Here is a 19,122-nt window from a genome sequence, read left to right on the forward strand (position 1 = left end):
CCGGTTAAACGACGATGTTGACCAGGCGGCCGGCCACCACAATGACCTTTTTCGGTGTGGCACCGTCGATGAACGCCTGCACCTTCTCGTCGGCCAGCGCGGCCGCCTCCAGCGCGTCGGCATCCGCGTCGGCCGCGACCGTCACCCGGCCGCGCACCTTTCCATTGACCTGGACCGGATACTCGACGGTGTCCTCGACGAGATACTGCGGGTCGGCCACCGGGAACGGGCCGTGCGCCAGCGACAAGTCGTGGCCCAACCGCCGCCACAACTCCTCGGCCAGATGCGGGGCCAGCGGCGCCACCATCAGCACCAGCGGCTCGAGCGCCGCGCGCGCCGTCACCCCCTGCTTGGTCAAGTGGTTGGTGTACTCGATGAGCTTGGCCGCCGCGGTGTTGTTGCGCAGGTTCATGTAATCGTCCGAGACTCCGGCGATGGTGCGGTGCAACAACTTCAGCGTCTCTTCGTCGATCGCCTCATGCTCCGAGACGCGCTTTGCGCCGGTGCTCTCGTCGACCACCAACCGCCACACCCGCTGCAGGAACCGGTACGCGCCGACGACGTCCTTGGTCGCCCATGGCCGCGACGCCTCCAATGGGCCCATCGACATCTCGTACACCCGCAACGTGTCGGCACCGTAGTTGTCGCAGATCTCGTCGGGTGACACCGAGTTCTTCAGGCTCTTGCCGATCTTGCCGAACTCCTGGAAGACCTCGGTCTCGCCGTCCGGTCCCGGCCAGTAGAACTTTCCTTCGCGCTCAACGACTTCCGCCGCCGGAACGTACGCCCCGCGCTCGTCGGTGTAGGCGAACGCCTGGATGTAGCCCTGGTTCACCAGCCGGCGGAAAGGCTCGCGCGAACTGACGTGCCCGAGGTCGTAGAGCACCTTGTGCCAGAACCTGACATACAGCAGGTGCAGCACCGCGTGCTCGACACCGCCGACGTACAGGTCGACGCCACCGGGGTCGTCGGCGCCGTGTTCGGCGGGCCGCGGACCCATCCAGTAGGCCTCATTCTCCTTGGCGCACAGCTCTTCCTGGTTATGCGGGTCGGTATAGCGCAGCTCGTACCAGGAACTGGCGGCCCATTGCGGCATGACGTTGGTGTCGCGGGTGTAGGGCTTGAGTCCGTCGCCGAGATCCAGCTCCACGTGCACCCAGGAGGTCGCCTTGCCCAGCGGCGGCGACGGCACGCTGTCGGCGTCGTCGGGGTCGAACAGCACAGGCGAGTAGTCGGGTATATCGGGCAACTCGACCGGCAGCGCCGACTCGGGCAGCGGATGCGCGCGGCCGTTCTCGTCGTACACGATCGGAAACGGCTCACCCCAATACCTTTGCCGGGCGAACAGCCAATCGCGCAGCTTGTACTCCACCCGCGGCTGCGCGCGGCCGTCTGCCGCCAGCCGTGCGGTGATCGCCTCCTTGGCCGACGCGACGCTCAACCCGTCGAGCTCACCGGAGTTCACGATCTCGCCGTCACCGCTGTACGCTGCCTGTGAAACATCGCCGCCGGCAACGACTTCCACGATCGGCAAGCCGAACTCGGTGGCGAACTCCCAGTCCCGCTGGTCATGTCCCGGCACCGCCATGATCGCCCCGGTGCCGTAACCCAGCAGCACATAGTCGGCGATGAAGACTGGGACTCGTTGATCATTGGCGGGGTTCGTCGCATACGCGCCGAGGAACACGCCCGTCTTGGCCTTGTTCTCCTGACGTTCGAGGTCCGACTTCGCCGCGATCGCCGTGCGGTAGGCGGCGACGGCTTCGCCCGGTGTCGCCGCGCCGTACGTCCAGCGCTCATCGACGCCCGCCGGCCACTGGTCGGCGACCAGCCTGTCGACCAGTTCGTGTTCGGGCGCCAGCACCATGTACGTCGCGCCGAACAGCGTGTCCGGCCGGGTGGTGAACACCTCGATGTCGCCGGCGTCGGTGCCGAAGAGTACCGCCGCCCCGGTCGACCGGCCGATCCAGTTGCGCTGCATGGTTTTGACCTTCTCCGGCCAGTCCAGCAGTTCGAGGTCGTCGAGCAGGCGGTCCGAGTATGCGGTGATGCGCATCATCCACTGTCGCAACCGCTTCCGGAATACCGGGAAGTTTCCGCGCTCACTGCGGCCGTCGGCGGTGACCTCCTCGTTGGCCAGCACGGTGCCCAGTCCGGGGCACCAGTTCACCAGCGAGTCCGCCTGGTACACCAACCGGTACGAGTCGATGAGGTCGGCGCGCTCCCCCTCCGAGAGCGAGGCCCACGTTCGGCCGCCGTCGAGAGGACGTGCGCCGGATTCGAACTCGGCCACCAACTCCGCAATCGGCCTGGCCTTCTGCGCGGCCGCATCGAACCACGCGTTGTAGATCTGCAGGAAGATCCACTGCGTCCACTTGTAATAGTCGGGGTCGGTGGTGGCGAAGCTGCGCCGCGAGTCGTGACCGAACCCCAATCGTCCCAACTGGCGCTTGAAGTTGACGATGTTGGCTTCGGTCCGAATGCGGGGATGCGTCCCGGTCTGGATCGCGTACTGCTCGGCCGGTAGGCCGAAGGCGTCGAACCCCAACGCATGCAATACATTTCGCCCGCTCATCCGAAAGTACCTGGCGTAGACGTCGGTGGCGATGTAGCCCAGCGGATGTCCGACATGCAGACCCTCGCCCGACGGGTACGGGAACATGTCCTGGACGAACATCTTGTCGGCGGGCACCTGCGAACCGTCGGCCGGCGCCAACGAGCCGACGGGGTTCGGCACGTGGAAGGTCCCCGCTTCCGCCCACCGCTGTTGCCAGGTGCGCTCGATCTGCCCGGCCAACTCCGCGGTGTAGCGGTGCTGGGGGCTGTCGGTGGTCGGCGCGTCTGTCACGTGAACAGGGTATAAGCACCCGGATCGCGGCTCGCCCGGCCACGGGTTGGTCTCGGTTGCGTTGCGGGGAAGTCAGAACACTGTTGCAGCTCGATTCCGACGCTGGTGGCCACGCTTCGCCCACCGATACAGTCAGCGCCTGACCCTCCCCGTGCTGTTCGAAAGGACCAACGCAGATGATCGAGATCGCCCCTCGCTGGCGGATTCTGGCCGCAGGTGTGGCCGCCGCCACCGCCGGCGTCCTCGGCTTCGCGGGCACGACCGCCTCGGCCGAACCCCTCGTACCGCAACCACCGCTACCCGCCCCCGCCACGGTCACCCAGACCGTCACGGTCGCGCCCAACGCGCAGGCCCTCACCCAACCCGGTGTGAGTTCGGCCACTGGAGTGGTGTCACCCGCGGCCAGCGCGTCTCCCGGCGTAGCCGCCGCGCCCGGCTTGGCCGCCGCGCCGGTACCCGCGCCGCCGGTCGCCACCATCCAACCCGCCCGTTCCGGCACGATGTTCGAATTCTTCGGCGAGAAGGGCGTGAAACTCGAACCGCAGTCCAGCCGCGACTTCAAGGCGCTCAACATCGTGCTGCCAATGCCACGCGGCTGGGCGCACGTTCCCGACCCGAATGTGCCCGACGCGTTCGGCGTGATCGCCGACCGGGTTGGCGGCAACGGCCTCTACACGTCCAATGCGCAGGTGGTGGTGTACAAGCTGGTCGGCGACTTCGACCCCAAAGAGGCCATCAGCCACGGTTTCGTCGACAGCCAGCAGCGACCGGCCTGGCGCACCACCGACGCGTCGCTCGCCGAGTTCGGCGGCATGCCGTCGGCATTGATCGAAGGCACCTACCGCGAGAACAACATGACGTTGAACACCTCGCGCCGCCACGTCATTGCCACCGCCGGGCTGGACAAGTACCTGGTGTCCCTGTCGGTGACCACGAGTGTCGATCAAGTCGTCCCGGACGCCGAGGCGACCGACGCGATCGTCAACGGATTCCGGGTGAGCGTTCCCGGCCAGCCCGCCGCGACACCCGCGCCGGCCGCTCCAGGCGCTGCGGCTGCGCCAAGCGCGACGGCTGCGGCTGCGCCCAGCGCGGCTTCCCCCGACGCGACGGCCGCGGCATCCTCCGGCGCTACGCCCCAGCCGCCGGCCGCTCCGGTTTCCAGCCAGCTGGGACTGCCGCAATAGACCTGTCCCCCGGGCGAAGCCTGGCGCCCGGGGGACGCCCCATCCTCGCGAAGCAACGCTCCTCGTATCCTCGTGCTCATGCTCATCGCCGCGGTGCTCTGCTTGTGTGCTGCCGCCGCGACCGCCGGGGTCGGTGGGTGGCTGCTGCGCCGACCCCCGTCCGGAGAACCGGTGCAGGTAGTGCTGCGGTCAGTGGCACCCACCCAACTGGCGGCTGCTGCGATGCTCGCCGCCGGCGGCGGTGTCGCGCTGGCGGCCGAGCCCGGGGTCGCCGTCGTCGTGCTGACCGTCTGTGTGCTCGGAGCGGTGGGCACGGTGGCGGCCGGATGCTGGCAGAGCGCGAAGGCAGTCGCGCGCAGCGAGGCGACGACGAGTTCCGGTGGCTGCGGCGGCGCGTGTGCCACCTGCACGCTGCCCTGCAGCTGACGCCGTTCTAGTTGCGGCTGACGTCGATCGGGTGGGTGGCCAGCAACGACAACGGCAACGGCTGCCTGCGCAGCACCCGCGACCACAGGTCGACCCGCGGTTCCACGAGAACGTCGGACGGCAACGCCGACAAGACGATCCAGTCGTCGCGTTCGATCTCGGCGTCGAGTTGGCCGATCGTCCATCCCGAATAGCCCGCGAAGATGCGCACCCCCTCGACCACGGGGGCGATCGAGTCGGGATCGGCGTCGAGGTCGACCATCACCATGCGTCCCTGCACATGCCGCAGACCCGGTACACCGGCGGCCTCCATCCCGGCGCGCAAGGTCGCCAGGCACAGCGCCGCATCGCGTTTCACGGGCCCGCCGATGAACATGGTCTTCGGTTTGGCGGCCACCTTCGCCCACTGCGGCAACACGTTGTACACCGCCGTCTCGCTCGCCCGGTTCAGCACCACTCCGAGCGTGCCGCCGTCGTTGTGTTCCACGACGTAGATCACGCTGCGGCGAAACGTCGGCTCCAACAGGTCGGTATTGGCCAACAGCAGCGTTCCGGCCCGCACACGCGGCGCCGCAGGAGCGATGAAATCCTCCGGATCCTCTGACTGCGCCACGTGTCCATCATGGCACCGGCAACCGGCATCGTGGCGGACAAGCACGACCCCGCCGCGATATTTGTACTGTGGATGCGGTCCCGATCCGAAGCTTCTAGGAACGTGATCTCCCGTGCCCGATCTCCGCGCGCCCATCGCCGTCTGGCGGTCGGTACGCGAGCTGCCCGACTTCTGGCGGCTCCTCGAACTGCGGCTGGTGAGTCAGTTCGGCGACGGCCTGTTCGCGGCGGGGCTGGCGGGCGCGATCCTGTTCAACCCGCAGCGGGCGGCCGAACCGTGGGCGATCGCCGGGGCGTTCGCCGTGCTGTTCCTGCCCTACTCGCTGCTCGGCCCGTTCGCCGGCGCGCTGCTCGACCGCTGGGACCGCCGCCTGGTGCTGATCGCGGCGAATGCCGGCCGTCTGGCGTTGGTGCTCGCGGTGGCCGCGCTGCTCGAATCCGGGGCGGGCGACCTGCCGATCCTGTGCTGCGCGCTGATCGTCAACGGGTTCACCCGGTTCGTCTCGTCCGGGCTGTCGGCGGCGTTGCCACACGTCGTGCCGCGAGATCAGGTGGTCGCGATGAACTCCGTCGCCACCGCGACGGGCGCGGCGGCCGCCTTCATCGGCGCCAACTTCATGCTGCTGCCCCGCTGGCTGTTCGGCGCCGACGACGCCGGTGCCGCCGCGATCATCCTGATCGTCGCCGTTCCGGTGGCGCTGGCCCTGCGGCTGGCGTGGCGCTTCCCGCCGCACCTGCTCGGCCCCGACGAGAGCGTGCGCGCGATTCACGGGTCGGTGCTCTACGCGGTGGCCACCGGCTGGGCCCACGGCGTGCGCACGGTGGCGGCGGTGCCCACCGTGGCCGCGACACTGACCGGACTGGCCGCGCACCGGATGGTGTTCGGCATCAACAGCCTGCTGGTGCTGGTGATGGTGCGGCACAGCGACACTCATGCGGTCGCGGGCCTCGGCACCGCGGTGCTGTTCGTCGCCGCGACCGGCACGGGATCGTTCATCGCAGCCGCCGTCATGCCGATGGCGGTGCGGCGGTGGGGCCGTTACGCCACCGCCAACGGCGCGTTGGCGATCGCCGCGCTGATCCAGTTCGCCGGTTCCAGCCTGCAGCTGGCGGTGATGGTGGTGTGCGGCTTCCTGCTCGGCACGGCGGGCCAGGTCGTCAAGCTGTGCGCGGACAGCGCCATGCAGCTCGATGTCGACGACGCCCTGCGTGGGCACGTGTTCACCGTGCAGGACTCGCTGTTCTGGATGGCCTTCATCGGGGCAATTGCATTGTCGGCGAGCGTGATTCCGCCCGACGGGCATCAGCCGGCGCTGGCGTTGGCGGGTGTCGGGGTGTATCTCGCCGGCCTGGCCGCGCACGCTGCGCTCGGCAGGCGCACGTCGTCGCCGGGCTAAGGTGAGCGCATGGCTGGTGCCGCGCCGATGGTGGCCGATCTCCGCGCCGAGAGCGACGAACTCGACGCCATCGTCGCCGAGCTCCCTCCTGAGCGCTGGGCCGAGCCCACTCCGGCCCAAGGATGGACGATCGCCCATCAGATCGCGCATCTGTTGTGGACCGACCGGGTCGCGCTGACCTCCGTCACCGACGAGACCGCGTTCGCCGCTCTGCTCGAGGAGGCGGGCAAGGACCCGGCCGGCTTCGTCGACGCGGGCGCCGAGGAGTTGGCGGCGGTGCCGCCCGCCGACCTGCTCGCCGACTGGCGACGGACCCGCGCCCGGCTGCACGACGAGCTGCTGACCGTCGCCGACGGGCGCAAGCTGCCGTGGTTCGGGCCGCCGATGAGTGCGGCGTCGATGGCGACGGCCCGGCTGATGGAAACCTGGGCGCACGGCCTCGACGTCGCAGACGCGCTCGGGGTGCGTCGGCCGGCCACCGCACGCCTGCGCTCAATCGCGCACATCGGCGTGCGCACCCGGGACTTCTCGTTCGCGATCAACGGCCGACAACCGCCGACCGAGCCGTTCCGGGTGGAGTTGCGCGCCCCCGACGGGTCGACCTGGTCGTGGGGACCGGAGGACGCCACACAACGGGTGACCGGCTCGGCGGAGGACTTCTGCATGCTGGTCACGCAGCGGCGGCCGCGGTCGACGCTGGACGTACGGGCGGACGGCGCCGATGCGGAGCAGTGGCTGAGCATCGCGCAAGCATTCGCGGGCCCGCCGGGCGCCGGCCGCGATTAGCCGACTAAAGCTCGCCTGCCGAGTCCGCGCGGCCGTGGCCGACACATCGAAATCCGTTGACGCCGTCCCTTATCGTTGCCGAGGCTGTCAAGGTCGGCCGGTACCTCAAGCCAAGGTCGGTGCCGACTCGTACAGAGCGACTTTTGCAGTGTGACGTGCTATCTCGACAGTGGCTGTGTCGTCGGCTAGAACTACGTGGTCGCCTGCTCTGATTGCACCGAGCACGTCGTCTTCTGCGGTGAGAACCAGAACTCGTGCCCGTGGCGGACCAAGAAGTCTCATTCGAGTCCGGACATCATGCAGCACGGTTGTGAACGGTTGCATAACCGGCGCCAGGGCAGTCGCACGCGGCCAGACGAGGTCGTCAACTGCGCAAATGAGGTCTTGAAGGCCGGAACGAATCGGTCGAAGGCCCGGAAGAACTCTGCTAACGAAGGGCCAATCCGGCTCAGGCACCACTACGGGAGTTGCGATCACCGTTCCCCACGCATTCAGTGCCGCACTCGCGAGTGGCACCCACTCTTCGGCCCGCACGATAGGCATCGACTCCCTGAAGACACCCAACGCGTGAACTTGGGCGGCGGTCTCGACCTGCTGATTTCCGGACAACTTTGCTTCAACCACAGCGACGACAGCCGCGATTAACCGTGCGGTTAATGCCTGCTCGCGGCTAACGCGTTTCCTCGCTGTGGTGGATCCGTCGCGATCAAACCCTGCCAACCGAAGATTGTTGGCCACCGCCGAAAGTAGCGGCCGCGGGTCTTCGTCGTTTGACTCCATCGCCGCGATGGCGCTGATAGCCATCAACAGCGCTGTTTCAGCGCGTTCATCGCTCACTGAAGCCTGCCGAGGTGTCCATAGGTCGACCGACTTTCGAAATGAACCGACCAGCTTGTCTAGGTCGCTTATGCGAGAAGTCCGTATGGTCCAACGGACGGCGGGTCTACCGGCAGTACCACCATGTTGAGTCCCGGCTTTCTCGAAGAACTCTTCGTACCTACGCAAAACCGCGTCGACCGTTGAGCGGGGAACGTCGACAGCATCCGATATCTCGGCGATTGTGAATGTCGGCGTAGACGCGGCGGCAGTCAAAACTTTCAATGTCTCCAAGCCAAGGGGTTGCATCGCTACATCCCTTTCTCCTTCCGGCCAGCTCGGTAACTTTGGCCTTCCAAGATCGCGTCAGCACGATCGAGCAATACAGCAAGCATAGTTGTCCTTCAGGTGCGGGACAATCTTAATCGGCGAAGTGGAGTACGGCTCTCGCATCGGTTGTTCCCTCGACCCACGCACGAAGCCGCAAGCTCAGTCTGCAACGCAAGGACGCATCCTCCTCGCTCAGCTGGACTGCCGAAACGAAGGCCATCCGTTGTCCGACTGTGCACCTGACCCGATTGAGCTCGATAGAGAGCTGCTCGAACAAGCCTGGAGCGCTTCCGAATTTCTCGAAGGGTCTGAGCCATTCCTTTACGACCCCCGCAGCAGCCCAACCTTGGCGCCGCGAAGCCCGGCTCCAGGGTTGCGGACGAGGGAGGCCAGACAGGTTCATTCTCAGCAGCTCCGAGAGCTGTGCTGACTCGTCTCGAGCGAGTTGGGCAGCTAATGGAAAAAGGCAGCCCGACCAAACTTGAGCGAGCGCTAACGAAACGCGATCCATCCAACCCTCGGCGAAGGGATCGTCGTTGCGGTGATCGGCGCCTTGGTAGGCATGGCAGATCAACTCGTGGCAAAGCAGGTAAGGGAGAGTTGCCACTGTCGGAGGCCCAAGGTGAGAAGGACAAACGGTTAGCTGCACGGTCGGCGTACGCGAGACCGCGTCTAGCCCGTAACTTGCTGCTGCACCGCAAGCCCCAATAGGTATGGGGCCTTGATACTGCGGATCGTTAACTCGGTCGACCTTCAGCGGCACCGGGCCCCTTTCGTTGGGCCAAGCAGCGTATAGAGCAAACACAAGGACGCTGACGCGGTCGTAGATCGCACTTAGTACGTCATCGGTGCTTACTCTCGCCTCGACAAGCGCCCGCCTCGGCTCACCTCGAAGTTTCGAGCCAAGGACGCCTTGCAAGTACTGCAGATGCTCGCCAGCCGACGAATGAGTGTAAGTCTCTAGGTCCCAAGATTTCAGTTCAGACAAAACGCTTTGCTGACTGACCGAGCTAAGTTGTGTCCATACTCTCGCTAATGCAAGCGACAGTGCGAGGTGGGCGTCGGCGGCTGCCCGCAGCCCGACTACCATCAGGCCGTCTACTACTGCTTATCCGGAGTAGGCCGTTCGTTACCGAGGGCGTCGGATCCGCGCTCCTCGCGGATTTTCCTAGCAATCATGTTCCAGACTGCCTTGGCCGTTGCCTTTGTGGCGTCTGCCGCGAGTTTGCCTCCAGCTCCGATCACGATAGCTATCAAGACGGACCCAGGGTCGAATCCGGAACGCTCCTTGACATTGAACCCTTCGCCGAGATCGCCCGCCGTCAGACCGAGCTCGGCCAATGCACCCGGGTCGCCTGCAAGTTCGTTCGTGGCATTGTCAACTGCTTCTTGAAGTTGGCTGCCGAGTAGTGCGCCCTGCTCGTAGACCGCAAGGACGACTTCGTCATTGTTATTCAAGGTTCCCTCCCCAGCCCGGACCCCAGGCCTTTTCAAGCGATGTTAGCCAAGTGCGACGTGGTGGCGAGCGACTTCTACGGCAAGCTCACGCCATCTGCTTGCAATTACTGAACAGTGGCTGGGCATCGCGCAGGCATTCGCGGGCCCGCCGGGCGCCGGCCGCGATTAGTCGCCTAAAGCTGGCCTGCCGAGTCCGCGCGGCCGTCGCCGTCGCTGTCGGTCAGCTTGATGTCCCACCGGCCGTCGGCATCGGTGTCGATGAACGCCGACCCACCGCCCAGTGCCCGGTCCGCAAGCCCGTCACCGTCGACATCGAGCAGCCGGTCGTCGGCCTGCCCGTCGGCGTCGAGATCGACCAGCGGCCCGCCCAACTGCTCCACGCCGTCGAGCCCGAACCACCGCAGTTGCCCGGCCCGGTCCACGCTGACCATCCACGTGCCGGTCCCGTCGTCGGAGAAATAGGCCGCCGCGCCGGCGTGGTCGCGCACGAGACGATCGGCGAGCCCGTCCGCGTCGAGGTCGGCCATCGCGTCGTCGACCAGGCCGTCACCGTCGAAATCGAGCCCGACCGCGTCGAACGACCCGTCACCATCCACATCCACGTCGGGCTCGGCGGACCAGATCGTCGCCGACCCGTCGCCGTCGCTCAGGCAGTAGTCCATGCCTGATCAGACGCTGCGCCGCCGCGGAGCGTTCCGCGGGGTCATCCGATCTGCGCGAGCGACCGCCGTCGCACACCCGCGAGCGGCGTGTCGCGGGGCAGACGCGGTCGCTCGCGGAAAAGGGGCAGAAGGGGGCTCACCGTCTCGCGTTCCACCACGCCAGCAGTTCCTCGACGGCCTCCTCGCGCGACAGCGGCCCGCGGTCCAGCCGCAGTTCCTTCAGGTACTGCCACGCCTCGCCGACCAGCGGGCCGGCCGGGATACCGAGAATCTCCATGATCTCGTTGCCGTTGAGATCGGGCCGCACCCGCGCGAGATCCTCCTTCTCGGCGAGCTCGGCGATTCGGTGCTCGAGGTCGTCGTAGTTGGCCTGAAGCCGCGCCGCGCGGCGCTTGTTGCGGGTGGTGCAGTCGGCGCGCACCAATTTGTGCAGCTTCGGCAGCAGCGGACCCGCGTCGGTCACGTACCGGCGCACCGCCGAGTCCGTCCACTTCCCGCCGCCGTAACCGTGGAACCGCAGGTGCAGATACACCAGCTGCGACACGTCGTCGATCATCTGCTTGGAGTACTTCAGCGCCCGCATCCGCTTGCGGGTCATCTTCGCGCCCACGACCTCGTGGTGGTGGAAGCTGACCCCGCCGTTGGGTTCGTGCTTACGGGTGGCGGGCTTGCCGATGTCATGCAGCAGCGCCGCCCAGCGCAGCACCAGATCGGGTCCGTCGTCCTCCAACGCGATGGCCTGCCGCAACACCGTCAGCGAATGCCAGTACACGTCCTTGTGCTGATGGTGCTCGTCGATGGCCATCCGCATCGCGCCGACCTCGGGCAGCACCACATCACCCAACCCGGTCTGCACCATCAGGTCGATGCCCGCGACCGGGTCGGCGCCGAGCAGCAGCTTGTCCAGTTCGGCGGCCACCCGCTCGGCGGTGATGCGGTTCAACTGCGGCGCCAGCTCCAATAGCGCCGTCACCACCCGCGGAGCCACCGTGAACTCCAACTGCGAAACGAACCGCGCTGCGCGCAGCATGCGCAGCGGATCGTCGCCGAATGACACCTCCGGCGCGGCTGGCGTATCGAGCGACCTGGCACGCAACGCCGCCAGACCGTTCAGCGGATCGTGGAATCCGCCGAGGCCGCCTGGCTGCTCGGGGTCGACCCGCACGGCCATCGCGTTGACGGTGAAATCGCGCCGCACCAGGTCGTCGTCGAGGTTGTCGCCGAACCGCACCTCGGGGTTGCGCGACACCTGGTCGTAACTGTCGGCGCGGTACGTGGTGATCTCCAGCCGCAGCCCGCCCCTGCCGACGCCGAGCGTGCCGAACTCGATGCCGGTGTCCCACAGCGAACCGGCCCACGGCCGCAGGAACTTCTGCATCTGTTCGGGCCGGGCGTCGGTGGTGAAATCGAGGTCGGTCAGCAACCGGCCGAGCAGCGCGTCGCGGACACTGCCGCCGACGAGGTACAACTCGTGACCGGCGTCAGCGAACAGCCGACCGAGATCGCGCAGCACCTCGCGGTGGCTGTTCAGCGCAACTTGCGCGGTGGCAAGCAGTTCGGCGTCGGACGCGGCTTCGGGCACGTTCGGACAGCTTAATCGGCAACGGCTCAGTCACGACCGGTGAGTGCGACGGGGGCGTATGTAGGTGGCAGCTACTATCGCTTGGGTGTCGGACGGCGAACAGGCCAAACCACGACGGCGCCGGGGGCGGCGCCGCGGCCGACGCGCGGCAGGCCCCCCCGAGGCAGTGTCCGACCCATCCATCCAGCCCCGCAAGCGTCCGGTCCCGCAGCCCGTTCCCGGTGGCCACCACAACAATGCCGCGCTCAACGGCAACGCCGACACCAAGGGCAAGCAGTCGAAGAAGGGGCGCCCGCGCCGACCGCCCGACCGGCTGCGAACCGTGCACGAGACATCGGCCGGCGGACTGGTCATCGACGGACTCGACGGCCCCAAGGACGGGCAGGTCGCGGCCCTGATCGGGCGCATCGACCGGCGCGGCCGGATGCTGTGGTCGCTGCCCAAGGGGCACATCGAGATGGGCGAGACCGCCGAACAGACCGCCGTCCGCGAGGTCGCCGAGGAGACCGGGGTCGAAGGCAAGGTGCTCGCGGCGCTGGGCAGCATCGACTACTGGTTCGTCACCGAAGGCCGCCGCGTGCACAAGACCGTGCACCACTATTTGATGCGGTTCCTCGGCGGTGAACTGTCCGACGAGGACGTCGAGGTCAGCGAGGTGGCCTGGGTGCCGCTGAAGGAGCTGCCGTCCCGGCTGGCCTACGCCGACGAACGCCGGCTCGCTGAGGTCGCCGGTGAGCTGATCGACAAGCTGCACGCCGACGGCCCGGCCGCCCTGCCGCCGCTTCCGCGGTCGTCGCCGCGGCGCCGGCCGCAGACGCATTCGCACACCCGCAACCGTCGGCCCGACGGACCCGCGCAACCGTCCCTGGGCGCCGAGCGGACGAACGGCTGCGGACAGGGCCCGTGACCTCCGGCGCGCTGCTGCGCCTGCTGACCGCGCTGATCCTGCTCGCGCTCAGCGCCCTCCCGATCGCCGTACCGCACCCCGCCGCGGGCCAACCCGGTTCGACGCCGTTCCTGCAGGTGCGCATCGACCGCGTCACCCCCGACGTGGTCACCACGACCAGCGAGCCCACCGTCACGGTCACCGGCACCGTGCTCAATGTCGGGGACCGGCCGGTGCGCGACGTGGTGGTGCGGCTGGAGGACGCCGGTGCGGTGACAACGTCCAGCGGGCTGCGCACCAACCTCACCGGCGACGTCGGCCAGTTCGAACCGATCGGCGACTTCGTCACGCTGACCCCGGAACTGCCTCGCGGACAACAGGTTCCGTTCGTCCTGTCGTATCCGCTGCGCTCGGCCGGCCAGCCTTCGCTCAGCATCGACCAGCCTGGCGTGTATCCGGTGATGGTCAACGTGAACGGCACCCCGGACTACGGCGAGCCGGCCCGCCTCGACGACGCCCGCTTCCTGCTGCCCGTACTCGGCGTTCCACCGGATCCGGCGACCGAGTCCACGACCGACGCAGTGGCCGCGGTCGAACCGCCCGACACCTCCAAACCCGTCGAGCTGACCCTGCTGTGGCCGATCGCGGACCGGCCCCGACTGGCGGCGGGGGCACCCGGCGGCGCCACCCCGGTTCGCCTGACCGACGACGACCTCGCCACCTCGCTGGCCGCGGGCGGCCGGCTCGACACCCTGTTGTCGGCGGCCGAGTTCGCCACCAGCCCCGAAGTCGACCCCGACGGAAGGGTGCACGCGGCGACGTGTCTGGCCGTCGACCCGGATCTACTCGTCACCGTCAACGCGATGACAGGCGGCTACGTCGTCAACATCGGCCCCGACGCGGGACCCGGCACGCCGACCCGTCCGGGCACCGGCCAGGCCGCCGCGGTGGCGTGGTTGAACCGGCTCAAGGCGTTGGCGCAGCGAATGTGCGTCACCGCGACCACCTACGCACAGGCCGACCTCGACGCGTTGCGCCGCGTCGGAGATCGCGGGCTCAGCCGGATCGCCACCACCTCCGCGAGCGACATCGTCGACCAGATTCTCGGCATCGCATCGGTCCGCGGCGTCAGCCTCGTCGGCGACGGACCGCTGACCACCCCCGCCGTGCGGCTGTTGTCCGAGCGGGGCGGCCAGACGGTGGCCATCGCGGCCGGATCCGGCTCGGAAAACGGCTCGGACGCCGCGCAAGCCGGCACGGCCGACACCACGCCGGTGCGCTACACGCCGCAACTCGTCGCCGCACCGTTCGATCCGGCGGTGGGGGCCGCGCTCGCGGGCGCGGGCACCGACCCGGTGGCCCCGGGGTATCTGGACCCGTCCCTCGACATTCCGCTGCAACGCGACTCGGCGGTGGCGCGGCGTCAGGATGCGCTCGGCGCGGTGCTGTGGCGCGGGCTGAATCCCGACGTCGCGCCGCGCACACAGATCCTGATGCCGCCGCTTGCGTGGAGCCTGCAGCCCGACGACGCCCGGGCGCTGTTCACGGCGGTGGCCACCGCGATCAACGCCGGGCTGGCGCGGCCGCGTCCGCTGCCCGCGGTGATCGCCGGGGCCGGCGCGGTCCCACCGCAGGAGATGGCCCCGCTGCCCGGCGACGACATCGGCGATCCCGACGCCCGCTTCGACGATGAGTTGATCTCGGGTATCTCGGCGGTCACCGGACGGCTGTGGGGGCTGACCGCGGCGCTGACCACCGACGTGCGGACCGGCCTGACGGGGTACGGGTACACCGCGCCGCTGCGCGAGGACATGCTGCGGGCGTTGAGCCAGTCGGTACCGGCCGACGCCCGCAACGGCCTGGCCCAGCAACGGCTCACCACCGTCGGGCACACGGTCGACGACATTTTCAACGCGGTCACCATCGTCAACCCGGGCGGCTCCTACACCCTGGCCACCGAACGCAGCCCACTGCCGCTGGCGCTGCGCAACGACCTGCCGGTGCCGATCCGGGTCCGGCTCCACGTCGACGCGCCACCCGGGATGACCGTGACCGACATGGGTGAGATCGAATTGCCGCCGGGCTTTTTGCCGTTGCGGGTGCCCATCGAAGTGCACTTCACTCAACGGGTCGCCGTCGATGTCGCGCTGCGCACGGTCGACGGCATTCCGCTCGGGGAGCCGGTGCGGTTGTCGTTGCACTCCAACGCGTACGGCAAGGTGCTGTTCTTCATCACGCTGTCGGCGGGCGCGGTGCTGGTGCTGCTCGCCGGCCGCCGGCTGTGGCACCGGTTCCGCGGCCAGCCGGACCGTGCCGACCTCGAGGCCGACCCCCACCGTCCCGATCCGCTCGATGTCGCGCTGCACTACGACGACGACTCCCCCGACGCGCCGCTGAGCCGGTCCGGGCGCAAGGGCACCGGCTCCTCCGGTGAGACCGGATGAATACCGCCGTGCCGCCGCGCCGGCCGCCGCGCCCTGCCCCGCCGCGGCTCAGCCGGGGTCCGGCGCCGCGTAGACGGGCCGGACGCCCCGAACTCTCCGACGCCGCGGTGGTGTCGCGGTCGTGGGGCATGGCGGTCGCGACGCTGGTCAGCCGGCTCACCGGATTCGCCCGCATCGTGCTGCTGGCGACCATCCTCGGTGCCGCGCTGTCCAGTGCGTTCTCGGTCGCCTACCAACTGCCGAACCTGATTGCCGCGCTGGTCCTGGAGGCGACGTTCACCGCGATCTTCGTGCCGGTGCTGGCACGCGCCGAGCGCGACGACCCCGACAACGGCACGGCGTTCGTGCGCCGGCTGGTCACATTGGCGACGACGCTGCTGCTGATCGCCGCCGCGCTGTCGGTGGCCTCAGCGCCGATGCTCGTCGGGCTGATGCTCGGCGGGAATCCGGAGGTCAACCGAGACCTCACCACCGCGTTCGCCTACCTATTGCTGCCCCAGGTGCTGTTCTACGGGCTGTCGTCGGTGTTCATGGCAATCCTCAACACCCGCAACGTGTTCGGGCCGCCCGCATGGGCGCCGGTGTGCAACAACCTGGTCGCGTTGGCCACCCTGGGCCTGTATCTCGTTGTGCCGGGCAAACTCTCGGTCGATCCCGTGCAGATGGGCAACGCGAAGCTTCTGGTGCTGGGTATCGGGATGACGCTCGGCACGGTGACGCAGGTCCTGGTGCTGTTGGTGGCGATCCGCCGTGAACGCATCAGCCTGCGCCCGCTGTGGGGCGTCGACGAGCGGATGAAGCAGTTCGGCGCGATGGCCGGGGCGATGGTGCTGTATGTGTTGATCAGCCAGATCGGGTTGATCGTCGGCAACCGAATCGCCAGCGGCGCTGCGGCTTCCGGCCCCGCGATCTACAACTACACGTGGTTGGTGCTGCAGTTGCCGTTCGGCATGATCGGCGTGACGGTGCTGACGGTCGTGATGCCGCGGTTGAGCCGTAACGCCGCCGCCAACGATCAGCGCGCGGTGCTCGCAGACCTCTCGTTGGCCACCCGGCTGACCATGGTGACGCTCATCCCGATCGTGGCGCTGATGACGGTCGGCGGTCCGGCCATCGGCAGCGCGCTCTTCGCCTACGGCAACTTCGGCGAGGTCGACGCCAACTACCTCGGCATGGCGATCACGCTGTCGGCGTTCACGTTGATTCCCTACGCGCTGGTTCTGCTACAGCTTCGGGTCTTCTACGCCCGCCAGCAGCCGTGGACGCCGATCCTGCTGATCCTGGTGATCACGACCGTCAAGATCATCGCCTCGATCATCGCGCCCTATCTCACCGACGACCCCGATCTGGTGGCCGGGTATCTCGGCACCGCGAACGGCCTGGGCTTCCTGGCGGGCGCGACCGTCGGCTACTTCCTGCTGCGGGCCAATCTCGACCCGCCCGACGGACGGCTGATCAGCCTGCAGGTGGTCCGCACGATCCTGGTCACCATCGCCGCCTCGCTGCTCGCCGGCCTGCTGGCTCATGTCGTCGACCAACTCCTCGGGCTGGAGTCGCTGACGCGCAATTGGGGCGGCGCCGGGTCGCTGCTGCGGCTGGCGGTGATCGGCCTGATCATGGCGCCGGTCATCGTCGCGGTGCTGCTGGCCGCGCAGGTGCCCGACGCCCACGCGGCACTGGCCGCCGTGCGTCGCCGCCTGGGCCGTCCGACGCGGATGCCCCCGACCCGTGCCGCCGCCGCCGACCGGCCACGCGGACGCACCCCCCTCACGTACCCTGAACAGAGGAATTCGTCCCCGCCAGGGCGGCGTCACAGCCCGTCGACCGTCCGGCGCGGACCACCTCCCCCAGGTGCCTGGGACCGGATGCGGAAAGGACCAGCGGTGAGCGACGAACCCGCCAGCGGCTCCGCGCCCAGTCCCGACAGCACCGCCACCACCAAGATGCCGCTGTCCTCGAGCGGGCAGTCCGAGGTCGCCGCCGACGACCTTCAGCCCGACGTGCCCGAGCCCACCAGCGGCTCTGCGACCACGGAGTTCGCGGCCGACAACGGCACCGCCCGGATACCGGTGTCGGGCCGGCCGCCGTCGGACTACGGCGGCGACCCCACCCGGGAACCGCTCGCGTTCGACCCGCCGCGCGAACCGGCCATCGAGGCCGCCACCTCCGACGAGGACGTCCACCTCATCCCCGGAGCGGTGATCGGCGGGGGCCGCTACCGGTTGCTGGTGTTCCACGGTGGACCCCCCACCCTGCAGTTCTGGCAAGCGCTCGACACCGCGCTGGACCGTCAGGTCGCGCTCACCTTCGTCGATCCGGACAACACCCTGCCCGACGCGGCGCTGCGCGAGATCCTGGCCCGCACACTGAAGCTGAGCCGCCTCGACATGCCCGGTATCGCGCGGGTGCTCGACGTGGTCAACACCGGATCCGGCGGTCTGGTGGTCTCGGAGTGGATCCGGGGCGGCTCGTTGGCCGAGGTGGCCGACACCTCGCCATCGCCGATCGGTGGGGCCCGGGCCATCCAGTCGCTTGCCGCGGCGGCCGAAGCCGCGCACCGCGCGGGCGTCGCACTGTCGATCGACCACCCGAGCCGGGTGCGGGTCAGCATCGAGGGCGACGTGGCGCTGGCTTTCCCGGCGACGCTGGCCGACGCGACCCCCGAGGACGACATTCGTGGCATCGGCGCGGCGCTGTACGCGTTGCTGATCAACCGGTGGCCGCTGCCCGAGCACGGGGTCCGCAGCGGCCTGGCCCCCGCCGACCTCGACGCCGCCGGGCAGCCGATCGAACCGCGCGCGGTCGATCGGCACATCCCGTTCCAGATCTCCGCCGCGGCGGCGCGCGCCGTTCAGGAAGGCGGCGGGATCCGCAGCGCGCCGACCCTGTTGAACCTGCTTCAGCAGGCCACCGCGATCGCCGACCGGACCGAGTTGATCTCCCCCATCGACGACCCCGAAGATCCGGCGTCGCGCACCCGGGAAGTGGCCGTCGACGATCCCGAGACCCGCGCACGCCGCCGCAAGGCGCTGATGATCGGGCTCGGTGTCGGCGGCGCCATCGTCGTGGTCGCGCTGGTGGTGTTGGCCACCGTGCTGAGCCAGATCTTCGGCGACGTCGGCGACGGCCTCGGCGGCGACCGGCTCGGCCTCAACGATCCGACGACCACGGAATCGGGTGACACCGGCGGCGCCACCGGCAACGTCGTCGAACCCACTGCGGTGACGGTCTTCTCACCCGAGGGTGAGGCCGATGCGCCGGCCGAGGCGGACAATGCGATCGACGGTGACTCCTCGACGGTGTGGCCGATCGACACCTATACCGACCGGGTGCCGTTCCCGAACTTCAAGAACGGTGTCGGGCTGATGCTGCAACTTCCGGAGCCCACCACGATCGGCGAGGTGGACATCGAGCTCAACAGCACCGGCACGGCGGTGGAGATCCGCTCGGCGCAGACGTCGACGCCGTCGTCGCTGTCCGACACCACCGTGCTGACGCCCGCCACCCAGCTCAAGCCCGGGTCCAACACCATCAAGGTGGAGAACGCCTCCCCGACGTCCAACGTGCTGGTCTGGGTCTCCACCCTCGGGCAGGTCAACGGCGAGAGCCGCTCCGACATCGCCGAGATCACGCTGCGGTCGGCGTCCTGATCCTTCATCCCCAGGCCGACAAAGATGTGTCGGAAGGCGCC

General features: G+C 68.5%; 13 protein-coding genes. 7 read left to right on the forward strand and 6 right to left on the reverse strand.

Annotated features, from left to right (window positions below):
* Nucleotides 1-4 precede the first annotated feature (4 nt).
* Nucleotides 5-2,848, reverse strand: coding sequence for a leucine--tRNA ligase (leuS, locus tag G6N18_RS15925; protein ID WP_083000082.1), 2,844 nt, complete (start codon nucleotides 2,846-2,848; stop codon nucleotides 5-7).
* Between the two features lie 176 nt (nucleotides 2,849-3,024).
* On the opposite strand from leuS, the gene G6N18_RS15930 reads away from it, so the two are divergent.
* Nucleotides 3,025-4,032, forward strand: a complete 1,008-nt coding sequence (locus G6N18_RS15930) for an LpqN/LpqT family lipoprotein (RefSeq protein WP_083000083.1) — start codon at nucleotides 3,025-3,027, stop codon at nucleotides 4,030-4,032.
* A gap of 78 nt (nucleotides 4,033-4,110) precedes the next feature.
* Nucleotides 4,111-4,458: a hypothetical protein gene (locus G6N18_RS15935; protein WP_083000255.1), complete on the forward strand. Its 348-nt coding sequence runs from the start codon at nucleotides 4,111-4,113 to the stop codon at nucleotides 4,456-4,458.
* 7 nt (nucleotides 4,459-4,465) lie between these two features.
* On the opposite strand, the gene G6N18_RS15940 is transcribed toward G6N18_RS15935, so the two are convergent.
* On the reverse strand, nucleotides 4,466-5,071 hold the full coding sequence (locus tag G6N18_RS15940) for a YqgE/AlgH family protein (protein WP_059100502.1): 606 nt from the start codon (nucleotides 5,069-5,071) through the stop codon (nucleotides 4,466-4,468).
* A 112-nt stretch (nucleotides 5,072-5,183) separates the two neighbouring features.
* Between G6N18_RS15940 and G6N18_RS15945 the strand changes: the two genes are divergently transcribed.
* Both G6N18_RS15945 and G6N18_RS15950 read left to right on the forward strand, forming a co-directional pair.
* A complete protein-coding gene (locus tag G6N18_RS15945; protein ID WP_083000084.1) occupies nucleotides 5,184-6,467 on the forward strand; it encodes an MFS transporter in 1,284 nt (427 codons plus the stop codon).
* Nucleotides 6,468-6,476: 9 nt separating this feature from the next.
* Complete coding sequence (locus G6N18_RS15950) at nucleotides 6,477-7,253, forward strand: TIGR03084 family metal-binding protein (protein WP_083000085.1); 777 nt, start codon at nucleotides 6,477-6,479, stop codon at nucleotides 7,251-7,253.
* 105 nt (nucleotides 7,254-7,358) lie between these two features.
* Here G6N18_RS15950 and G6N18_RS15955 read toward each other — a convergent pair whose 3' ends face one another.
* From G6N18_RS15955 to G6N18_RS15970, 4 genes are all read right to left on the reverse strand, one after another.
* Complete coding sequence (locus tag G6N18_RS15955) at nucleotides 7,359-8,090, reverse strand: hypothetical protein (RefSeq protein ID WP_133052437.1); 732 nt, start codon at nucleotides 8,088-8,090, stop codon at nucleotides 7,359-7,361.
* A 1,410-nt stretch (nucleotides 8,091-9,500) separates the two neighbouring features.
* Nucleotides 9,501-9,857, reverse strand: a complete 357-nt coding sequence (locus G6N18_RS15960) for a hypothetical protein (RefSeq protein ID WP_083000086.1) — start codon at nucleotides 9,855-9,857, stop codon at nucleotides 9,501-9,503.
* A 173-nt stretch (nucleotides 9,858-10,030) separates the two neighbouring features.
* The gene (locus G6N18_RS15965) at nucleotides 10,031-10,519 is read right to left on the reverse strand and encodes a pullulanase (protein WP_083000087.1); all 489 of its coding nucleotides are present in this window, start codon (nucleotides 10,517-10,519) and stop codon (nucleotides 10,031-10,033) included.
* 136 nt (nucleotides 10,520-10,655) lie between these two features.
* Nucleotides 10,656-12,101, reverse strand: coding sequence for a CCA tRNA nucleotidyltransferase (locus tag G6N18_RS15970; protein ID WP_083000088.1), 1,446 nt, complete (start codon nucleotides 12,099-12,101; stop codon nucleotides 10,656-10,658).
* 85 nt (nucleotides 12,102-12,186) lie between these two features.
* On the opposite strand from G6N18_RS15970, the gene G6N18_RS15975 reads away from it, so the two are divergent.
* The 3 genes from G6N18_RS15975 to murJ are packed head-to-tail and all read left to right on the forward strand — an operon-like array spanning nucleotide 12,187 to nucleotide 19,081.
* Nucleotides 12,187-13,008 carry an NUDIX hydrolase gene (locus G6N18_RS15975; protein WP_067225254.1) on the forward strand — a complete coding sequence of 274 codons (822 nt, stop codon included), beginning with the start codon at nucleotides 12,187-12,189 and terminating at the stop codon, nucleotides 13,006-13,008.
* Complete coding sequence (locus G6N18_RS15980) at nucleotides 13,005-15,431, forward strand: DUF6049 family protein (protein ID WP_234806088.1); 2,427 nt, start codon at nucleotides 13,005-13,007, stop codon at nucleotides 15,429-15,431. The genes G6N18_RS15975 and G6N18_RS15980 overlap by 4 nt, the downstream gene beginning before the upstream one ends.
* The gene (murJ, locus tag G6N18_RS15985; protein WP_083000090.1) at nucleotides 15,428-19,081 is read left to right on the forward strand and encodes a murein biosynthesis integral membrane protein MurJ; all 3,654 of its coding nucleotides are present in this window, start codon (nucleotides 15,428-15,430) and stop codon (nucleotides 19,079-19,081) included. The genes G6N18_RS15980 and murJ overlap by 4 nt, the downstream gene beginning before the upstream one ends.
* Nucleotides 19,082-19,122: the final 41 nt, after the last annotated feature.

This window comes from Mycolicibacterium celeriflavum, assembly GCF_010731795.1.
Lineage (GTDB): Bacteria > Actinomycetota > Actinomycetes > Mycobacteriales > Mycobacteriaceae > Mycobacterium > Mycobacterium celeriflavum.

What these genes read in the sequence shown, in the direction of transcription:
- G6N18_RS15930 (WP_083000083.1), top strand. Translation starts at nt 3,025, where the DNA reads ATGATCGAGATCGCCCCTCGCTGGCGGATTCTGGCCGCAGGTGTGGCC.
- G6N18_RS15935 (WP_083000255.1), top strand. Translation starts at nt 4,111, where the DNA reads ATGCTCATCGCCGCGGTGCTCTGCTTGTGTGCTGCCGCCGCGACCGCC.
- G6N18_RS15950 (WP_083000085.1), top strand. Translation starts at nt 6,477, where the DNA reads ATGGCTGGTGCCGCGCCGATGGTGGCCGATCTCCGCGCCGAGAGCGAC.
- G6N18_RS15965 (WP_083000087.1), bottom strand. Translation starts at nt 10,519, where the DNA reads ATGGACTACTGCCTGAGCGACGGCGACGGGTCGGCGACGATCTGGTCC.
- murJ (WP_083000090.1), top strand. Translation starts at nt 15,428, where the DNA reads ATGAATACCGCCGTGCCGCCGCGCCGGCCGCCGCGCCCTGCCCCGCCG.